Raw genomic sequence first — 16247 nt, 5'->3', positions numbered from 1 at the left:
GCGCGCCGGCAATGTGAACCGGGCCTGCCCCCACAAGGGACGGGCCCCAATGTGGAGAATGGCATGGATCGCGATCAGAAGACCGCAGCCGTCGCCGAGCTCAAGCAGACCTTCTCCGAGGTCGGCGTGGTGGTCGTCACCCGCAACCTCGGCCTGACCGTCGCCCAGTCGACGCAGCTCCGGACGAAGATGCGTGAGGCCGGTGGCGCCTATCGGGTCTCGAAGAACCGTCTTGCCAGGATCGCACTCGACGGCACCGACTATGGCTCGCTGAGCGACATGCTCACCGGCCCGGTCGGCCTCGCCACCTCGATCGACCCCGTCGCGGCCGCCAAGGTGGCCGTCGACTTCGCCAAGACGACCGACAAGTTCGAGATCGTCGGCGGGGCGATGGGTGCGACGCCGCTCGACGTGGCAGGTGTGCAGGCGCTGGCGACGCTCCCGTCGCTGGACGAGCTGCGCGCGAAGATCGTCGGCCTCATCGTGGCGCCCGCCACGAAGATCGCCACGATCGCCCAGGCACCGGCGGCACAGCTCGCCCGCGTCCTGGCGGCGCACGCCGAGAAGGAAGCCGCCTGATCCCAATACGGATCGGTGCGCGAGTAGCGAACTGGCTGAACTGAACGACAATCCGGGGGCGACGCCCCCACGACACCAAAGGAAGTACACATGGCAGACCTGAACGCGCTGGTTGACCAGCTGAGCGAGCTGACCGTCCTCGAGGCCGCCGAGCTCTCGAAGATGCTCGAAGAGAAGTGGGGCGTCTCGGCCGCTGCGGCGGTTGCGGCTCCGGCCGCTGGCGGCGGCGCTGCTGCCCCGGCCGCTGAGGAGAAGACCGAGTTCGACGTGATCCTGACCGGCGACGGTGGCAAGAAGATCAACGTCATCAAGGAGGTCCGCGCGATCACCGGTCTCGGCCTGACCGAGGCGAAGGCTCTCGTCGAGGGCGCGCCCAAGGCCGTCAAGGAAGGCGTGAACAAGGACGAGGCCGAGAAGGTCAAGAAGCAGCTTGAGGAAGCCGGCGCGACCGTCGAGCTGAAGTAATCCGCAGGGTGCGGCGGGCAAGCCCGCCTCACCCGAGGACGGCCGGGCTCGGCATCGCCGAGCTTCGACGTCATGGGCGAACGCCCATGACGCGGCCGCGAGCTAGAAAAGGGGCGGCCCGGCAACGGGTCGCCCCTTCTTCGTTCGGCTATCAAACCCAGCTCGCCGCCTTGCCTTGCCATTCCCGCCGCCTAAGCTGCTGGCGGAAGGGGGGCAAAGCATGCCGAGCGAACAACGGATCGACTCGCCGACCATCGCCGGTTGGGGCATGTTGCTGATGCCGCTCCTGACGATGTGGCACGAGATCGGCGGCCATGCCGCCACCTGCGTGCTTCAGGGCGGGCATGTCCGCACCATTGGCGCCTTCTATGTCCAGTGCGACGCGCCCTCGCCCCGCGCGGCCATCCTCGTTGCCTGTGCGGGCGTCGCGGTGAATATCGCACTGTCGATCGTCGCGTTCGCACTGTGGCGGGGTGCGCAACGCGATCGGGCGCGGCTGGCTTGGTGGCTGGTCTGGGTCAGCGAGGCGTTCGTCGCCGCTGGCTATCTGTGCTTTTCGGGGGTGACCGGCGTCGGCGACCTCGGCACCGGACCGCACGGCGCACTCGCGGCGCTGCCGTATCCGCTTGGCCTTCGCCTGACCGAGATCGCGGTCGGGGTCTCGGCCTATACCCTGGTCGTCCGCGCGGCGATCCGAACGCTGTCGGCGATGCTCGGCACCGGCGCGGTGACACGGCCTGCCCGTCAACGCATCGCCCACGTTTATTATGCGGCGGCGGGGCTCGGCGCGGTGATCGTCGGTCTGCTCAATCCCGTCGGCTGGTTCATCACGATCATGTCCGCCGCAGCGTCCTCGTTCGGGGGCCTCGCCGGCTTCATCTCGATCGGCTTCGCGGCGCGAGGCGTCGATGCACCCCGCGCCTTCGCCATCGATCGCGACTGGCGAGTGATCGTCGCCGGCGGTGCGGTGTTGTTGACGTTCGCGCTGGTGCTCGGACGCTCGCTGCATTTCTGACCGGCGAAGCGGCAGCATGAACCCGCCCCATGACTTGCCCCAGGAACGATGCTTTGTCGCCCTGGGGCTCCTTGATTAGCGGCGTTGCAGCGCGCCGATCCCGCGGCGCTAGCCGGCGGACCTGCTGCGATGGCTCGCCGACCGGCGCTTCCTCAGCCCTCGGCCGTCTCCGCTTCCTTCGCGCGGCGGCGTTCGGTGAACCAGATGCCGATGATCGCCGCCTCGTACAGGACGATCAGCGGCACCGCGAGGAGGATCTGGCTCATGAGGTCGGGCGGGGTCAGCACCGCGGCGATCGCGGTGGCGCCGACGATGGCGTAGCGCCGCGCGCCGATCAGCCCCTTGCGCGTCACGATCCCGGCACGCTCGAGCAGCATCAGCAGCACGGGCAACAGGAACGACACGCCGAAGCCGAACAGGAACTGCATGACGATCGACAGATAGCTGCCCATTGTCGGCAGCGCTTCCTGCTGGACGCCGCCGACATTGCCCTGGAAACTGAGCAGGAAGTGCAGCGCCATCGGGATCGCGACATAATAGGCCATCGCCGCGCCCGTCGCGAAGAGCAGCGGCGTCGCCAGCAAGAACGGCAGCAGCGCGCGCTTTTCGTTACGGTACAGGCCCGGTGCGACGAACTGCCACAGCTGGTTGGCGATGACCGGGAACGAGATCATCATCGCGGCGAAGAACGCCACCTTCACCTTGACGAAGAACGCCTCGAACAGCTGGGTGTAGACCAGCTTGGTCTGCCCCGCCTTCAACAGCGGATGAACCAGCCAGGCGAAGATCTGTTCGGCGAAGAAATAGGAGGCGCCGAACGCGATGACGATCGCGGCCATGCAGAACAGCAGCCGCCGGCGCAGCTCGATCAGATGGTCGAGGAGCGGCGCGCGGCTGGCCTCGATCTCGTCGACCTCGGTCGTCACGACGATGCGCCCTCGCGCGGCGGCGCCGGGCGATCGGCATCGCTCGGCTCGACGACGGGATGGTCGACCATGATCGGCTTGTCGGTCATCACCGGGACGGCCTCATGCTCCGTGTCGGTCGGCGCAGCCTCTGTCGAGGGAGCGGCGTCGCTGGTCGACGCCGGATGCTCGGCCATGATCCGCGCATTCTCGGCGGCCCAGCGCTTTTCCATTTCTTCCAGCTCGGCCTCGCGCACCATATTGTCGAAGCCCTGGCGAAACTGGCGCGACACGGCGCGCGCGCGGCCGACCCAATAGCCAACGACCCGCATCGCCTTGGGCAGGTCCTTGGGCCCGATCACCACCAGCGCGACGAACGCGACCAGCAGGAATTCGGACGAATCGATGCCGAACACGGCCCTCTCGCGCTATCGAGCGTCGATCAGCGGTCTTCGCGGATGCCGTCGCGCACCTGATTGCCATCGCGGTCGAACGCGGGATCGGCGGCCTTCTTCGCCTCGATCCGGGCGGACGGCTTCGCCGGCAGGTCGTCGTCCTGCTCGGCCATGCCCTTCTTGAAGTTCTTCACCCCCTTGGCGACGTCCCCCATCAGGTTCGAGAACCGGCCGCCGCCCAGCAGCAGGATGGCGACGACGGCGAGGACGAGCAGATGGATCGGGCTGAAGCTGCCCATGGCATGTCTCCTGGAAATTCCCCTGTATCTAGTCGCCCTCGCCGGTCTTTTCCACCTCCAATGCCTCGATCGCGAGATCGACGGGGTCGAGCAGTCCGGTAGCGCGCAGATCGTCGATGCCGGGCAGGTCGCGGCGGCTCTCCAGCCCGAAATGCGCCAGGAACCCCGGGGTGGTCGCATAGGTCAGCGGCCGCCCCGGCGCCTCGCGGCGCCCGGCGGGGCGGACCCAGCCCGCCTCCATCAGCACGTCGATCGTGCCCTTGGAAATCACGACGCCGCGGATCGCCTCGATCTCGGCGCGGGTGACGGGCTCGTGATAGGCGATGATCGCCAGCGTCTCGATCCCCGCCCGGCTCAGCCGTCGCGGCTCCTCGCGCTGGCGGCGCAGCAGGTGCGCGAGGTCGGCGGCGGTCTGGAACAGCCAGCGGTCGCCGCGGCGGACCAGGTTGATGCCACGCCCGGCATAGTCGGCGGCCAGCCGGTCGAGGCACTCGCGCACCTCGTTGGGGGTGCCCGCGACATGGGCGCGGATCGTGTCGAGCGTCAGCGGCTCGGTCGCCGCGAACAACACCGCCTCGATCGCGCGGACGCGGTCGTCGGGCGGGGTCACGACGCCGCCTTCAGATAGAGCGGCGCGAACGGCGCCTGCTGGCGAAGCTCGACGCGGCCCTGCTTGGCGAGCTCGAGCGCCGCCAGGAACGACGAGGCCAGCGCCGACCGCCGCAACCGCCCCGAGCCGGGCGGCAGGAAGCGATCGATCGCGGTCCAGTCGAGCTCCAGCCCGATCAGCTCCGATACGCGCGCCAGCGCCGCCTCCAGCGTCATCACCTCGCGGTCGGCGACGACGTGCATCACCGGCCGCGTCCGCGCGCTGACCCGGCCATAGGCGGCGATCAGGTCGTACAGCTCCGCCTGCCACGCCGACTGGCGGATCACGCGCAGGCCTTCGGGCGCGCCGCGAGTGAAGGTGTCGCGGCCCAGCCGGTCGCGCGCCATCAGCCGCGCGCCCGCCTCGCGCATCGCATCGAGCCGCTCGAGCCGCAGTTGCAGCCGCAGCGCGAGATCGTCGGGGTCGGGCTCCTCCTGCTCCTCGCGCGGCAGCAGCAGCGACGATTTGAGGTAGGCAAGCCACGCCGCCATCACGAGATAGTCGGCGGCCAGCTCCAGCTTCAGCCGCCGCGCGCGCTCGACATAGACCAGATATTGCTCGACCAGCGCCAGGATCGAGATCGCGCGCAGATCGACCTTCTGCGACCGCGCCATCGACAGGAGCAGGTCGAGCGGCCCCTCCCACCCGTCGAGATCGAGCGTCAGCTGGTCGGCATGATCGGACACGGTGGCGATGCTAGGCGGGATTGGCGGGCGCGTCATCCACCCTCGTCGATCGGCCCGTATCCACAATCGTCATGCTGAGCTCGTCTCAGCATCTCGTGGTTGGCGTAGTCCTTCCTTGCCGGGAGATGCTGAGACAAGCTCAGCATGACGGGCTTGGGAGGCTGAGTGCCCCGCTACGTCCAACACCAATACCAACATCGTATACACTTGTCCTCCCCCACCCAAGGATGCGACACACCCCGTTCGCTTCACGATCGCAAGGACTACCGATGCTCCCTCGCCTGCCGCTTGCCGCCGCCCTGCTGAGCCTTGCGAGCGCCGGCCAGGCCGCCGAGAAGGGGCAGCCGCCGATCACCCCGCAGACGTCGATGTCGGGCGGCCCGCTCGACCCTGCGCAGAAGAAGCTGAAGTTCGACCGCGCCGATCTGGCGATCGAGGTCGATCCGGCGCGCGAGGTCATAAACGGCAACGCGACGCTGGTCTTCACCACGCTCGAGCGCACCGATCGCGTCGTGATCGATCTCGACAAGAACTACACCGTAACGATGAGCCAGGTGAACGGCGTCGACGTCGGCTGGAGCAACCCCGAAGGCCGCGCGACGCTGAAGCTCGCCAAACGCGTGCCCGCCGGCACCGAGCTGACGGTCAAGATCGTCTATGGCGGCCGTCCGCACACCGCGGTGCGTGCGCCCTGGGACGGCGGCTTCGTCTGGTCGAAGACCCCGGCCGGCCAGCCCTGGGTCGCGACGGCGGTGCAGATGGAAGGTTGCGACCTGATCTGGCCGTGCATCGACTATCCGACCTACGAGCCGCAGAAGGTCGCGCTCCACATCACCGTCCCCGCCGGCCTGTCGGCGCCGTCGAACGGCAAGCTGCTCGGCGTCGACCGGCTGCCCGACGGCCGCTCGACCTGGAACTGGGAGGTGAAAAACCCCAACCTCTACGGCATCGCGCTCAACGTCGGGCCGTACGAGGAGGTCAGCGGCACGTACAAGAGCCGCCTCTACGGCAACAGCGTGCCGATGAATTACTGGTATCTGCCCGGCGAGAAGGCGCAGGCCGAGGAGCTGTTCGCCGAATTCGCGCCGACGCTCGATTTCTACGAGCATGTCGTCGGCCCCTATCCCTGGGCGGACGAGAAGCTCGGCGTCGTGGAAACCCCGCACAAGGGCATGGAGCACCAGACGATCAACGCCTACGGCAACGGCTATGCCAAGGCGCCCGAGGGGTTCGACTGGCTGTTCCAGCATGAATTCGGCCACGAATGGTTCGCCAACCAGATGACCGCGCCCAACTGGGACGACTTCTGGCTGCACGAGGGCTTCACCGCCTATATGCAGCCGCTCTACGGCCGCTGGCGCGAGGGCGAGGGCCGCTACACCGCGATGATGCTGGCCAGCCGCCCGGGCATCCAGAACAAGTCCGCACTCGTCACCGGCAAGCCGCAGACCGCCGAGGACGTCTACGAAAAGGCGCCCGGTCGCGGCGGCGACATCTATTCGAAGGGCGCCTGGATCCTCCACACGCTGCGCAACACGATCGGCGACGCCGCCTTCTCGCAGGTGCTGAAGCTCACCGTCTACGGCCGCGTCGATCCGGCACCCGGCAATTTCACCCCCGTCTTCCGCACTACGCCCGAATTCATCGCCTATGTGAAGCAGGTGACGGGCAAGGATTATGGCTGGTTCTTCGACGTTTACCTCTACCAGGCTGCATTGCCCAAGCTGATCGAGAAGCGGAGCGACGACAAGTTGACGCTGCGCTGGGACGCGCCGGGCGACAAGCCCTTCCCGCTGCCGGTCGAGGTCCAGGTCGACGACGTCGTCCACAAGCTGCCGATGACCGGCGGCACCGCGTCGCTCGACGTCCCCGCCGGCGCGCATGTCGTCATCGACCCGATGAGCCGCATCCTGATGCAGTCCGATACCGTCGACGCCTTCCAAGCCTGGCGGGCGGCGCAGGCGAAGACGACCGCGAAATAGCGCGGGCGCGGCCGGCCGGCTGCCGAGGTTCCGGCAGGCGGCCGGGCCGATGCCTGGCCGCCTACACGAAACAGTCGCCCCGGCCGCCGCTCATCGTAACCGCTGCCTAACCTTCTCGCGACTAGGCGAAGCCATGTCGCTTCCGTGACGCTGAGTGGCCTGTGGACCGCCGACCCGTGCTTTCGCTGTCAGCAAGCGCTTGCATCGCTGCTCGCGCGGCATCCCGTCGGCGGACACGAAACGAGGCTCGGCCTCTACGACTTACTCGATTTTCCGGTCCAGCCGCAGCCGGTCGTCGCCGGACTCGCCACCGTCGTCGCCGACAATATCATCGGCTCGGCCCGCAACGCCATACTGACCCGCACCGCGCTGCTGACATCCCAGCTGCGCAGCGCCGCGCCCGACTATCGGATCTTCGCAGACCGCGGCGAAGCGCTCGCGTGGCTGACCGGCACCGAACTGGCCGCAGCCTGACGCCCGAGACGGCGCCGCGTCTCGGGATAGCGCAGCATCGTCCGCGTTACGCCCGCGCGCCCTGCTCCACGCCGCTGCTGTTGTGGCGCAGCGCCGACAGGATGGTGTCGACGATCGCCGCGGCATCCAGCTTCGCCTCGGCATATTGCTTCGCCGGCGAGTCCTGGTCCTGGAAGCGATCGGGCAGCCGCATCGTGCGCAGCTTCAGCCCGCCGTCGATCAGCCCCTCGTCCGACGCCATCGTCAGAACGTGCGCGCCGAAGCCGCCGACCGCATTCTCCTCTACCGTCACCGCGACCTCGTGCGTCGTCAGCAGCTTGCGGATCATCGCCTCGTCGAGCGGCTTGGCGAAGCGCAGGTCGGCGACCGTCGTCGACAGCCCCTTCGCCTCGAGCTGGTCGGCCGCCTTCAGTGCTTCCTCCAGCCGGGTGCCGAGCGACAGGATCGCCACGGTCTTGCCTTCGCGCACCAGCCGGCCCTTGCCGATCTCCAGCCGCTCCGCCGTCTCGGGCAGCGCCACGCCGGTGCCGTTGCCGCGCGGATAGCGGATCGCGATCGGCCCGGTGTCGTGGAGCGCCGCGGTGTGCGTCATATGGACGAGTTCCGCCTCGTCCGCCGCCGCCATCACGACGAAGTTGGGCAGGGTCGCGAGATAGGTGACGTCGAAGCTGCCCGCGTGAGTCGCGCCATCGGCGCCGACCAGCCCGGCGCGATCGATCGCGAAGCGGACCGGCAAATTCTGGATCGCGACGTCGTGGACGACCTGGTCATAGGCGCGCTGCAGGAAGGTCGAGTAGATCGCGCAGAACGGCCGCATCCCCTGCGCGGCCAGGCCAGCGGCGAAGGTCACCGCGTGCTGCTCGGCGATGCCGACGTCGAAGAAGCGATCGGGATGCCCCTTGGCGAACTTGTCGAGGCCGGTGCCCGACGGCATCGCCGCGGTGATCGCGCAGATCGTCGAATCGCGATCGGCTTCCTTGACCAGCTGTTCGCCGAAGACGTTCTGATATTGCGGCGGCCCCGGCGGCGCCTTCGCCTGGGTACCGGTGATGACGTCGAATTTCTGGACACCGTGATACTTATCCGCCGCCGCCTCGGCCGGGGCATAGCCCTTGCCCTTGGTGGTGACGACATGGACCAGGATCGGCCCTTCTTCCGCGTCGCGGACGTTCTCGAGCACCGGGATCAGGTGGTCGAGGTTATGCCCGTCGATCGGCCCGACGTAATAGAAGCCAAGCTCCTCGAACAGCGTGCCGCCCATCGTCATGCCGCGCGCGAACTCGTCGGTCTTGCGCGCCGCCTGCTGGATCGGCCGCGGCAGCTTCTTGGCGAGCCGCTTCAGCTGCTCGCGCAGACCCAGGAAACCGCGGCTCGATACGATCCGCGATAGATACGCCGACAGCCCGCCGACCGGCGGCGCGATCGACATGTCGTTGTCGTTGAGGATGACGACCAGCCGGTTGCCGGCCTGTTCGGCATTGTTCATCGCCTCATAGGCCATGCCCGCCGACATCGCGCCGTCGCCGATCACCGCGATGCCCTTGCCCGGCCTGTTCGCCAGCTTGTTGGCGATCGCAAAGCCGAGCGCCGCCGAGATCGAGGTCGACGAATGCGCCGCGCCGAACGGGTCGTATTCGCTTTCCGACCGCTTGGTGAAGCCCGACAGGCCACCGCCCTGGCGCAGCGTGCGGATGCGGTCGCGGCGCCCGGTCAGGATCTTATGCGGATAGCATTGATGGCCGACGTCCCACACCAGCCGGTCGCGCGGCGTGTCGAAGACGTAGTGGATCGCGGTCGTCAGCTCGACGACGCCGAGTCCCGATCCCAGGTGCCCGCCGGTGGTGCCGACCGCGCTGATCGTCTCGGCCCGCAGCTCGTCGGCCAGCTGGCGCAGCTGGTCCGGCGCCAGCTGGCGAAGGTCGGCCGGGGTCTGAACGCGATCAAGCAGCGGAGTCTCGGGCAAATCACTCATCCGACCCGCTTACCGCGCTCCGCGAGCGGTGTCGATTGTAACCAACCTGCCTCAACCCGCCTGCGCGGAATCCTCACACTTCGCGCACTTGCCCCGCACCTCGATCACCGGCCGCTCGGGCGCGAAGCCCGCCTTCTTCGCGGCGTTGCGGACGCCGCCGGTCAGCGCGTCGTCGTCGATATGGACGATCTGGCCGCAGGAGTCGCACACCAGGAAGATGCAATCGTGCAGGCAATCGGGGTGGGCGTTGGCGACATAGGCGTTCGCGCTTTCGACCCGGCGGGCGAGGTTCGCGCCGACGAACAGGTCGAGGATGCGATAGACGCTGTTCGCCGCGACCCGCCGCCCCTCTCGCTTCGACACCGCATCGGCGATGTCATAGGCCGACGCCGGCTTGTCGAACCCGGCCAGCGCCTCGAAGACGCTGGCGCGCATCTGGGTCCATTGTTCGCCCGATTTCTCCAGCGCGCCCCGCGCACTGGCGGTCAGGTCGTCGCCCTGGGGCTCGTGATGGTGGTGGGCATGGGCCATGGCCGGAACGTAAGTGGCCGCAGGCTTCGCGGCAAGCGGATCAGGCAGTCGCGCGGCGGTTCAGGTCGTGGCCGAACGCCAGCAGGCCGACGCCGATCACCGTCCACAACGCCTCGCCGCCACCGCCATCGTGCGGCAACGTCATCGCCCCCGCCATGATGCCGAGGCCGAAGGCGCCCATCGACGCCGGCATGGCATAGCCGTGCTCGATCACGCCGCGCCCCAGCGCGACGGCGCCGAGCAGGATGGCCAGGACCAGGCCGATCTCGTGAAAAATCGGATCGACCAGCAGGCCACCGACCGTCGACATCAACGCCAGCAGCACCGACGTCGCGATACAGTGGACCACGCACAGCCCCGACAACCCGATCGCCAGGCGATCGAGGCCATAGAACCAGTTGGGGCGAGTCGTAGCGTGCATCGGTCCGCGCGATGTAATCACATCCACCGAAGGTTACAACATCACATCGACGATGCCGGCATATTTCGCCCGACGCCGCGCCGCTATGTCGTGGCTTAGCGACCGATAGCCATCATCGGCGCGACCTGGGCGCGATCCGCCGCGTCGTCATCCGCATAGAGCCACGCGCGCGCCTCATTCAGATCGGAGAAGAAGCGGAACTCGGATCGATCGCGGGTCGCCCGCTGCGCCTGCATCTTCGCCATGACGCCGCCGGTGTACATCGCGACGCGGCGCGACCGGACAATCGGATGCTCCACCATCTTGGCGAAGGCAGCGATCACCTCCTGGCTCTGGATCGACGCATTGGTATAGTCGCACAGGCTGACCGGCGGCCGGCCGGTCACGCGCTCGATGCGTGCGCCGGCCTCCGTCACCGCGCGGCGGAAGTCGTCGATCGTCTCCAGCGTCCAGAAACCATGGATCGCGGTTTCGAAACAGCCATGCTCCATATCCACGACCACACTGAACATCCGCCACCCCATGATGCGTGCGGCGATGCGTCCCGTGCGGATCGCGGCGGGCCAGGGATGGCTCGAATCGATTAAAGCGTCGTGAAGAACGGCACACACGCCGCTGGCAGGCGGTGCGGAACAGGCGTAAGGCGCTGCCATGCTTCAGCCCAGCGCTGCCTTCCTGTCGCCCGCGCGCCCGCGCGCCGTCGCCCGTTGGCTTCTGATCGTCGCCGCACTCATCGTCGCCATGGTCGTCGTCGGCGGCATCACCCGACTGACCGAATCAGGCCTGTCGATCACGCAATGGAAACCGATCAGCGGCACCATCCCGCCGCTGACCGACGCGCAGTGGCGGGCGGAATTCGCCAATTACCAGCGCATCCCCGAATATCAGGCGTTCAACCGCGACATGACGCTCGGCGGTTTCAAGGCGATCTTCTTCTGGGAATATCTCCACCGCCTGCTCGGGCGGATCATCGGCCTCGCCTTCGCGGTGCCGCTGATCTGGTTCGCGGTGAAGCGGCGCATTCCGGCGGGCTATGGCTGGCGCCTCGTCGCCATCCTCGCGCTCGGCGGGATGCAGGGCGCAATCGGCTGGTGGATGGTGGCATCGGGCCTAGTCGACCGGACCGACGTCAGTCACGTCCGCCTCGCCATCCACCTGATGACCGCGCTGACGCTGCTCGGCGGGATCGTCTGGACCGCGCTCGACCTGCTGGCGCTCGATGCGCTGTCGGGCACCCGGCCGGCGCGCATGCCGCTGGTCGGCGTGGTGGCGATCGGGATGCTTGGCATCCAGATCATGTTCGGCGCCTTCACCGCCGGGCTCGACGCCGGCTATGCCTTCGCCAGCTGGCCGCTGATGGGCGACAGCTTCTTCCCGGCCGGCGTGCCGATGCTGTCGCCGGGCTGGACCAACGCGGTCGACAACCCCGTCGTCGTCCAGTTCATCCACCGCTGGTGGGCGTTCGCCGCCGCGATCGCGCTGTGCTGGCTGTCGGTCCGCGCAACGCGCGCCGGTTCGCGCGCGGGCTTCTGGGTCGTCGGACTCGTCACGCTGCAAATCTTCCTGGGCGTCGCCACGCTGATGACCGGCGTCCTGATCGACGTCGCCGTCGCGCACCAGGCGAATGCCGCGCTGCTGCTGATCAGCACGATCGTCGCCGCCCATGCGGTCGGGCGGCAGCCGCGGGTATTATGATACCCGTCAGGAGAGCCGCGGCTTTCTTGACCTGAAACGGCTTTTCGGTCATTAGGCCGCCGTTCGCGCCGCTCCGTCTGGGGCGGCGCTGCTCGTTTCGAAAGGTCTACGCCATGAAGGCGCTCATGAAGACCACCAAGGCGGCCAAGCCGCACGAGGTGGAGAAGAAGTGGCACATCGTCGACGCCACCGACCTCGTCGTCGGCCGTGCCGCGACGATCATCGCCAACGTCCTGCGCGGTAAGCACAAGACCAGCTTCACCCCGCACGTCGATTGCGGCGACAACGTCGTCGTCATCAACGCCGACAAGATCCGCTTCACCGGCAGCAAGGCCGCGAGCAAGGTCTATTACCGGCACACCGGCTATGCCGGCGGCATCAAGGGCGTCACCGCCGCCAAGGTGCTCGAGGGTCGCTTCCCGGAGCGCGTGCTGGAAAAGGCCGTCGAGCGCATGATCCCGCGCGGCCCGCTCGGCCGCCAGCAGATGCGCAACCTGCGCATCTTCGCCGGTAGCGAGCATCCGCACGAGGCCCAGAACCCCGAGGTGCTCGACATCGCGAGCATGAACCGCAAGAACAAGGTGGGCGCATAATGTCCGACAACCGCCAGTCCCTCGCCGACCTCGGTGCTGCGCTCAACCAGCAGCGCGATGCCGCCCAGAACACCGCCGACACCTCGGCCGAGGCGTATCTCTCGGGTGAGGCCGAAACGCCGGTCCAGCGCGCGCCGCTGCGCGAGCAGGAACTCGACGCCTATGGCCGCGCCTATGCGACCGGCCGCCGCAAGGACGCCGTCGCCCGCGTGTGGCTGAAGCCCGGCACCGGCAAGATCACGATCAACGGTCGTGACCAGGAAGTCTATTTCGCGCGTCCGTCGCTGCGCCTCGTCATCAACCAGGTGTTCGGCATCGCCGAGCGCGAGGGCCAGTATGATGTCGTCTGCACCGTCAAGGGCGGTGGCCTGTCGGGCCAGGCCGGCGCGGTCAAGCACGGCATCAGCCAGGCGCTGACCAAGTACGAGCCGGTGCTGCGCACCCCCGTCAAGGCCGCCGGCTTCCTGACCCGCGACAGCCGCGCCGTCGAGCGCAAGAAGTACGGCCGCGCCAAGGCGCGTCGCAGCTTCCAGTTCTCGAAGCGCTAAGCGGATATCCCTGGATTGCTCCAGCAATCCAGGGACTCGCCACGACGGCCAACCGTGCCGGCACGGCCGGCGATGGCCGACGGCGTGGCGCTCTCATTACCGATCAGTTCGCGAAACCCCGGCCGGTCCCGTCCCGCCGGGGTTTTGTTTTGGCGCTGGGCGCGGTCGGGTGTGCGGTCAGACCGCCACGCCGGTCACCGACAGTCGCAAGGTGCAGTGGGCGGGAAAAACAACATCTCCACCTCGTTCTCCGTGTCGGCTGCCAGCCCAGCCAATCGACGAAGGATGGCCGCCTCGACCTCGGCACCCCGCAGCCACTCGTAACCATAGATTTGCAGGCTATATCGAATGGCTCGATCGTCTTGCTCGGTGAACGGAATCTGCTCCCGAAGCGTCGTCACATCCGAAATGCAGCGACGTTGAACCCGCCGCTGCTCGACATAGGCTCCGACGATCTCGCGAGCTTCCAACCATTCCTGTGTTCCAGCCACCGATTGCAAGGCCTCGCTGGCCCTCACCGCTGCGTCGCGGGCGTTAGTCGTCCCCGGCGCGAAGCAATCCAACAAGCGACTGAGCGCGGATTTGACGACCTCAGTCTCCGCAACAGGCGGCGGCGGGGGTGGATAGGGCGTCGCAGGAGGAGGCGGTTTGTCCTGAGCCGCAAGTGGGCAGGGAAGCATCACGAGGATGATGAATGCTAAGTTGCGGACAAACATCCTGTCGGCCCTAAGCTCTGGCCGTCCATGCTTCAACGTTCGTACCGCCGGGAGTCCGCAGAGAAGCCATGCGCCGTCGGCTGCCTCCGCGAAACCGCCGGAACTGCCGGGAGCAGCAATGTCCGGTTTCGCCCCAATAGCGGACGAGGTTACCAGAACCGCCACCACGGTTTGCAAGCGGAGATCGTTTCGCGGTAACCAGTCCCGGAGATCGCATGCTGATAGGCGCCGGGCATTTTCTCGTTTATCTTCACCGGACGCGGAAACGGCTTATGCTCGCTGAGTAGAAGATTGCTGATGAGAAAATCCAGGAGTGTCGCTTGGTATTCACTGTCGCTCCGCTCAAGGACCTCATCCGAGCAGAGGGCGCTATCGACGCGATAGTTATCATCAACCTCGCGGAGGTTTACTTGATAGACAGCTTGCCCGGTCCAGCTATGATAAAACTTTAACTGAAAGTCTTCCAAATACATGAAGCATTTATCCTCCATAGCTTGCGGAATCAGCCCCTGCGCTAAACGCTCGTACTCCATGCCGCTGAAGACGCGTGAGTAGGGAACGGGGCTGACGCTGCTGAAAGGCAGGTGTTTCCATTGATCCGGTTCGGCTTTCATCGCCCTCACTCATTGCCTCCGCGATGCCACAGGTGCAACGGCGGAACGTCCGTTTTCCACCGAGGCTGTGTGGAAACGCGCTGATGTGGTAGCTTCTCCTCATTGATGGAGGCGCCGGAATGAGCCGTTTCATCGAGGGCTGCGATCGGCGTCAACGGCTGCTGCTGCCGGACTGCATCGACGATTACGTGGGCGAGGACAGCCCAGTTCGGGTGGTCGACATGTTCGTTGACGAACTTGACTTGGGCGAGCTGGGCTTTGCTGGGGCTGCGGTGACAGGCCGGCCCGGCTACCATCCCGCGACGATGTTGAAGCTCTACATCTACGGTTATCTCAACCAGGTGCAGTCGAGCCGTCGGCTGGAGCGCGAGGCGGGGCGCAACGTCGAGTGCATGTGGCTGACGGGCAAGCTCGTGCCCGACTTCAAGACCATCGCCGACTTCCGGCGCGACCATGGCGCGGCGATCCAGGCAGCGTGTCGGCGGTTCGTGCTGGTGTGTCGCAACCTGGGGCTCATCGCGGGCGGCACGGTGGCGGTGGACGGCAGCCGCCTGCGCGCGGTGAACGCACGTGACCGCAACTTCACGCCCGCCACGATCCAGCGCCGCAAGGAGCAGGTGGATGACAGCATCCGGCGCTACCTCGGCATGCTCGACACCGCGGATCGCCAGGAGGGTGAGGGAGCCGAACTGCGCACGGTGCGGCTGACGACGCGGCTCGACGCGCTGCGGCGGCAGATGCGCGATCTGGAAACGATGGAAGAGGCCGTGACGGCGTCGCCCGACCGGCAGATCTCGCTGACCGACCCGGATGCGCGGGCGATGGCATCGGCCGGCGGCGGCACCGGGCTGGTCGGCTACAACCTTCAGGCGGCGGTGGATGCCGACACCCACATCGTCGTGGCGCACGAGGTCATCAACCTTGGCCATGACCGCACGTCGCTGGCGGGCATGGGCGAGGCTGCGCGCGATGCGACAGGGGTGGCGAGGCTCACCGTGCTGGCCGACCGCGGCTATTTCTCGGGAACGCAGGTGCTGGCCTGCGAGCAGGTGGGTGTCGTGCCGATCTGCCCGAGGCCGCTCACCTCAGGCGCCAAGGCAGACGGACGGTTCGGCAAGCAGGACTTCGCCTACCAGCCCGAGACCGACACCTACCGCTGTCCGGCCGGCGAAACGCTGACGAGGCGCTTTGCCACCGTCGAGCAGGGGTTGATCCTCCACGGCTATGCGACGCCCGCCTGCCGCTCACGCTGCATCATGAAGCCGCGCTGCACCGCCGGGGTCGAGCGGCGCATCAAGCGCTGGGAGCACGAGGAGGTGGTCGAGGCCATGCAGGCCCGCCTCGACCGCTGGCCCGACGCCATAAGCGTTCGACGACGCACCGTCGAACACGTCTTCGGTACGCTGAAGGACTGGATGGGACGGAGCCATTTCAAGACGCGAAGGCTCCAAAACGTCGCCACCGAGGCCAGCCTCCACATCCTTGCCTACAACATCAAGCGCGCCATCGCGCTCCGCGGCGTGCCGGCACTGATTGCGGCGATGCAGGACTGAACGCTCGCTCCTATCCGTCCCAATACGCCGCCGCACCGCGACGTTATCACACAGCCTCCACCAGAAGCGTTGGGGTGGACGCCCCCTGACGGCATCGATGTGCCAGAGTGGAGGTGTTGAAGCACCACTGCAGGAGGCGTCCATGGAAGAGGTTA

Annotated in this window: 20 protein-coding genes; 9 read left to right on the top strand and 11 right to left on the bottom strand. The window is 67.1% G+C overall.

Annotated features, from left to right (window positions below):
- Positions 1-63: 63 nt before the first annotated feature.
- The 3 genes from rplJ to GGQ80_RS17465 all read left to right on the top strand — a co-directional run bounded on the left by rplJ (position 64) and on the right by GGQ80_RS17465 (position 2059).
- A complete protein-coding gene (gene rplJ, locus GGQ80_RS17475; protein WP_183987265.1) occupies positions 64-579 on the top strand; it encodes a 50S ribosomal protein L10 in 516 nt (171 codons plus the stop codon).
- Positions 580-669: 90 nt separating this feature from the next.
- Complete coding sequence (rplL, locus tag GGQ80_RS17470) at positions 670-1044, top strand: 50S ribosomal protein L7/L12 (protein WP_183987263.1); 375 nt, start codon at positions 670-672, stop codon at positions 1042-1044.
- Between the two features lie 220 nt (positions 1045-1264).
- Positions 1265-2059 carry a hypothetical protein gene (locus GGQ80_RS17465; RefSeq protein ID WP_183987261.1) on the top strand — a complete coding sequence of 265 codons (795 nt, stop codon included), beginning with the start codon at positions 1265-1267 and terminating at the stop codon, positions 2057-2059.
- A gap of 152 nt (positions 2060-2211) precedes the next feature.
- Here GGQ80_RS17465 and tatC read toward each other — a convergent pair whose 3' ends face one another.
- From tatC to GGQ80_RS17440, 5 genes are read right to left on the bottom strand one after another with little or no spacing between them, the layout of a single operon-like run.
- The gene (tatC, locus tag GGQ80_RS17460) at positions 2212-2985 is read right to left on the bottom strand and encodes a twin-arginine translocase subunit TatC (RefSeq protein WP_183987259.1); all 774 of its coding nucleotides are present in this window, start codon (positions 2983-2985) and stop codon (positions 2212-2214) included.
- Positions 2982-3380: a Sec-independent protein translocase protein TatB gene (gene tatB, locus GGQ80_RS17455; protein ID WP_183987256.1), complete on the bottom strand. Its 399-nt coding sequence runs from the start codon at positions 3378-3380 to the stop codon at positions 2982-2984. The genes tatC and tatB overlap by 4 nt, the downstream gene beginning before the upstream one ends.
- A 26-nt stretch (positions 3381-3406) precedes the next feature.
- Entirely contained in the window at positions 3407-3658 is a 252-nt protein-coding gene (locus GGQ80_RS17450) for a twin-arginine translocase TatA/TatE family subunit (RefSeq protein ID WP_183987254.1), read from the bottom strand.
- Positions 3659-3686: 28 nt separating this feature from the next.
- Positions 3687-4268 (bottom strand): SMC-Scp complex subunit ScpB, encoded by a 582-nt coding sequence (gene scpB, locus GGQ80_RS17445; protein WP_183987252.1) that lies wholly within the window; start codon positions 4266-4268, stop codon positions 3687-3689.
- On the bottom strand, positions 4265-5029 hold the full coding sequence (locus GGQ80_RS17440) for a segregation and condensation protein A (protein WP_183987250.1): 765 nt from the start codon (positions 5027-5029) through the stop codon (positions 4265-4267). Before GGQ80_RS17440 ends, scpB begins: the two co-directional genes overlap by 4 nt.
- A 233-nt stretch (positions 5030-5262) precedes the next feature.
- Here GGQ80_RS17440 and GGQ80_RS17435 point away from each other — a divergent pair, with 233 nt between their 5' ends.
- The gene (locus tag GGQ80_RS17435; RefSeq protein WP_183987248.1) at positions 5263-6975 is read left to right on the top strand and encodes a M1 family metallopeptidase; all 1713 of its coding nucleotides are present in this window, start codon (positions 5263-5265) and stop codon (positions 6973-6975) included.
- Between the two features lie 144 nt (positions 6976-7119).
- A complete protein-coding gene (locus tag GGQ80_RS17430) occupies positions 7120-7449 on the top strand; it encodes a hypothetical protein (RefSeq protein ID WP_183987246.1) in 330 nt (109 codons plus the stop codon).
- 46 nt (positions 7450-7495) lie between these two features.
- On the opposite strand, the gene dxs is transcribed toward GGQ80_RS17430, so the two are convergent.
- The 4 genes from dxs to GGQ80_RS17410 form a co-directional block, all read right to left on the bottom strand.
- Complete coding sequence (dxs, locus tag GGQ80_RS17425; RefSeq protein WP_183987244.1) at positions 7496-9421, bottom strand: 1-deoxy-D-xylulose-5-phosphate synthase; 1926 nt, start codon at positions 9419-9421, stop codon at positions 7496-7498.
- Positions 9422-9472: 51 nt separating this feature from the next.
- Positions 9473-9952, bottom strand: a complete 480-nt coding sequence (locus GGQ80_RS17420; protein WP_183987242.1) for a Fur family transcriptional regulator — start codon at positions 9950-9952, stop codon at positions 9473-9475.
- 40 nt (positions 9953-9992) lie between these two features.
- Entirely contained in the window at positions 9993-10373 is a 381-nt protein-coding gene (locus tag GGQ80_RS17415) for a MerC domain-containing protein (RefSeq protein WP_183987240.1), read from the bottom strand.
- Between the two features lie 95 nt (positions 10374-10468).
- Positions 10469-11026 (bottom strand): STAS/SEC14 domain-containing protein, encoded by a 558-nt coding sequence (locus GGQ80_RS17410; RefSeq protein ID WP_246347184.1) that lies wholly within the window; start codon positions 11024-11026, stop codon positions 10469-10471.
- On the opposite strand from GGQ80_RS17410, the gene GGQ80_RS17405 reads away from it, so the two are divergent.
- The 3 genes from GGQ80_RS17405 to rpsI all read left to right on the top strand — a co-directional run bounded on the left by GGQ80_RS17405 (position 11025) and on the right by rpsI (position 13209).
- A complete protein-coding gene (locus GGQ80_RS17405; RefSeq protein WP_183987238.1) occupies positions 11025-12068 on the top strand; it encodes a COX15/CtaA family protein in 1044 nt (347 codons plus the stop codon). The two genes, GGQ80_RS17410 and GGQ80_RS17405, sit on opposite strands and share 2 nt — an antisense overlap.
- 113 nt (positions 12069-12181) lie before the next feature.
- Positions 12182-12661, top strand: coding sequence for a 50S ribosomal protein L13 (gene rplM, locus GGQ80_RS17400; protein WP_183987236.1), 480 nt, complete (start codon positions 12182-12184; stop codon positions 12659-12661).
- Entirely contained in the window at positions 12661-13209 is a 549-nt protein-coding gene (gene rpsI, locus GGQ80_RS17395) for a 30S ribosomal protein S9 (protein ID WP_183987234.1), read from the top strand. The genes rplM and rpsI overlap by 1 nt, the downstream gene beginning before the upstream one ends.
- A 194-nt stretch (positions 13210-13403) precedes the next feature.
- Here rpsI and GGQ80_RS17390 read toward each other — a convergent pair whose 3' ends face one another.
- Positions 13404-13925: a hypothetical protein gene (locus tag GGQ80_RS17390; RefSeq protein ID WP_183987232.1), complete on the bottom strand. Its 522-nt coding sequence runs from the start codon at positions 13923-13925 to the stop codon at positions 13404-13406.
- 149 nt (positions 13926-14074) lie between these two features.
- Positions 14075-14539 carry a hypothetical protein gene (locus GGQ80_RS17385; RefSeq protein WP_183987231.1) on the bottom strand — a complete coding sequence of 155 codons (465 nt, stop codon included), beginning with the start codon at positions 14537-14539 and terminating at the stop codon, positions 14075-14077.
- 119 nt (positions 14540-14658) lie between these two features.
- Between GGQ80_RS17385 and GGQ80_RS17380 the strand changes: the two genes are divergently transcribed.
- Positions 14659-16092 carry an IS1182 family transposase gene (locus GGQ80_RS17380; RefSeq protein ID WP_183987229.1) on the top strand — a complete coding sequence of 478 codons (1434 nt, stop codon included), beginning with the start codon at positions 14659-14661 and terminating at the stop codon, positions 16090-16092.
- The last annotated feature ends 155 nt before the right edge of the window (positions 16093-16247 follow it).

The organism is Sphingomonas jinjuensis (assembly GCF_014197105.1).
Lineage (GTDB): Bacteria > Pseudomonadota > Alphaproteobacteria > Sphingomonadales > Sphingomonadaceae > Sphingomonas > Sphingomonas jinjuensis.
Note: the sequence above shows the minus strand (reverse complement) of the source record. Positions and strands in the feature narration are given on the sequence as shown.

Bases quoted from the DNA above. Each gene is read 5' to 3' on its own strand.
- GGQ80_RS17390 (WP_183987232.1), bottom strand. From the start codon at position 13,925: ATGTTTGTCCGCAACTTAGCATTCATCATCCTCGTGATGCTTCCCTGC.
- GGQ80_RS17440 (WP_183987250.1), bottom strand. From the start codon at position 5,029: ATGACGCGCCCGCCAATCCCGCCTAGCATCGCCACCGTGTCCGATCAT.
- dxs (WP_183987244.1), bottom strand. From the start codon at position 9,421: ATGAGTGATTTGCCCGAGACTCCGCTGCTTGATCGCGTTCAGACCCCG.
- GGQ80_RS17380 (WP_183987229.1), top strand. From the start codon at position 14,659: ATGAGCCGTTTCATCGAGGGCTGCGATCGGCGTCAACGGCTGCTGCTG.
- GGQ80_RS17450 (WP_183987254.1), bottom strand. From the start codon at position 3,658: ATGGGCAGCTTCAGCCCGATCCATCTGCTCGTCCTCGCCGTCGTCGCC.
- rplM (WP_183987236.1), top strand. From the start codon at position 12,182: ATGAAGGCGCTCATGAAGACCACCAAGGCGGCCAAGCCGCACGAGGTG.
- GGQ80_RS17465 (WP_183987261.1), top strand. From the start codon at position 1,265: ATGCCGAGCGAACAACGGATCGACTCGCCGACCATCGCCGGTTGGGGC.
- GGQ80_RS17435 (WP_183987248.1), top strand. From the start codon at position 5,263: ATGCTCCCTCGCCTGCCGCTTGCCGCCGCCCTGCTGAGCCTTGCGAGC.
- rpsI (WP_183987234.1), top strand. From the start codon at position 12,661: ATGTCCGACAACCGCCAGTCCCTCGCCGACCTCGGTGCTGCGCTCAAC.
- GGQ80_RS17420 (WP_183987242.1), bottom strand. From the start codon at position 9,952: ATGGCCCATGCCCACCACCATCACGAGCCCCAGGGCGACGACCTGACC.
- GGQ80_RS17410 (WP_246347184.1), bottom strand. From the start codon at position 11,026: ATGGCAGCGCCTTACGCCTGTTCCGCACCGCCTGCCAGCGGCGTGTGT.
- GGQ80_RS17405 (WP_183987238.1), top strand. From the start codon at position 11,025: ATGCTTCAGCCCAGCGCTGCCTTCCTGTCGCCCGCGCGCCCGCGCGCC.
- GGQ80_RS17415 (WP_183987240.1), bottom strand. From the start codon at position 10,373: ATGCACGCTACGACTCGCCCCAACTGGTTCTATGGCCTCGATCGCCTG.
- rplJ (WP_183987265.1), top strand. From the start codon at position 64: ATGGATCGCGATCAGAAGACCGCAGCCGTCGCCGAGCTCAAGCAGACC.
- rplL (WP_183987263.1), top strand. From the start codon at position 670: ATGGCAGACCTGAACGCGCTGGTTGACCAGCTGAGCGAGCTGACCGTC.
- GGQ80_RS17385 (WP_183987231.1), bottom strand. From the start codon at position 14,539: ATGAAAGCCGAACCGGATCAATGGAAACACCTGCCTTTCAGCAGCGTC.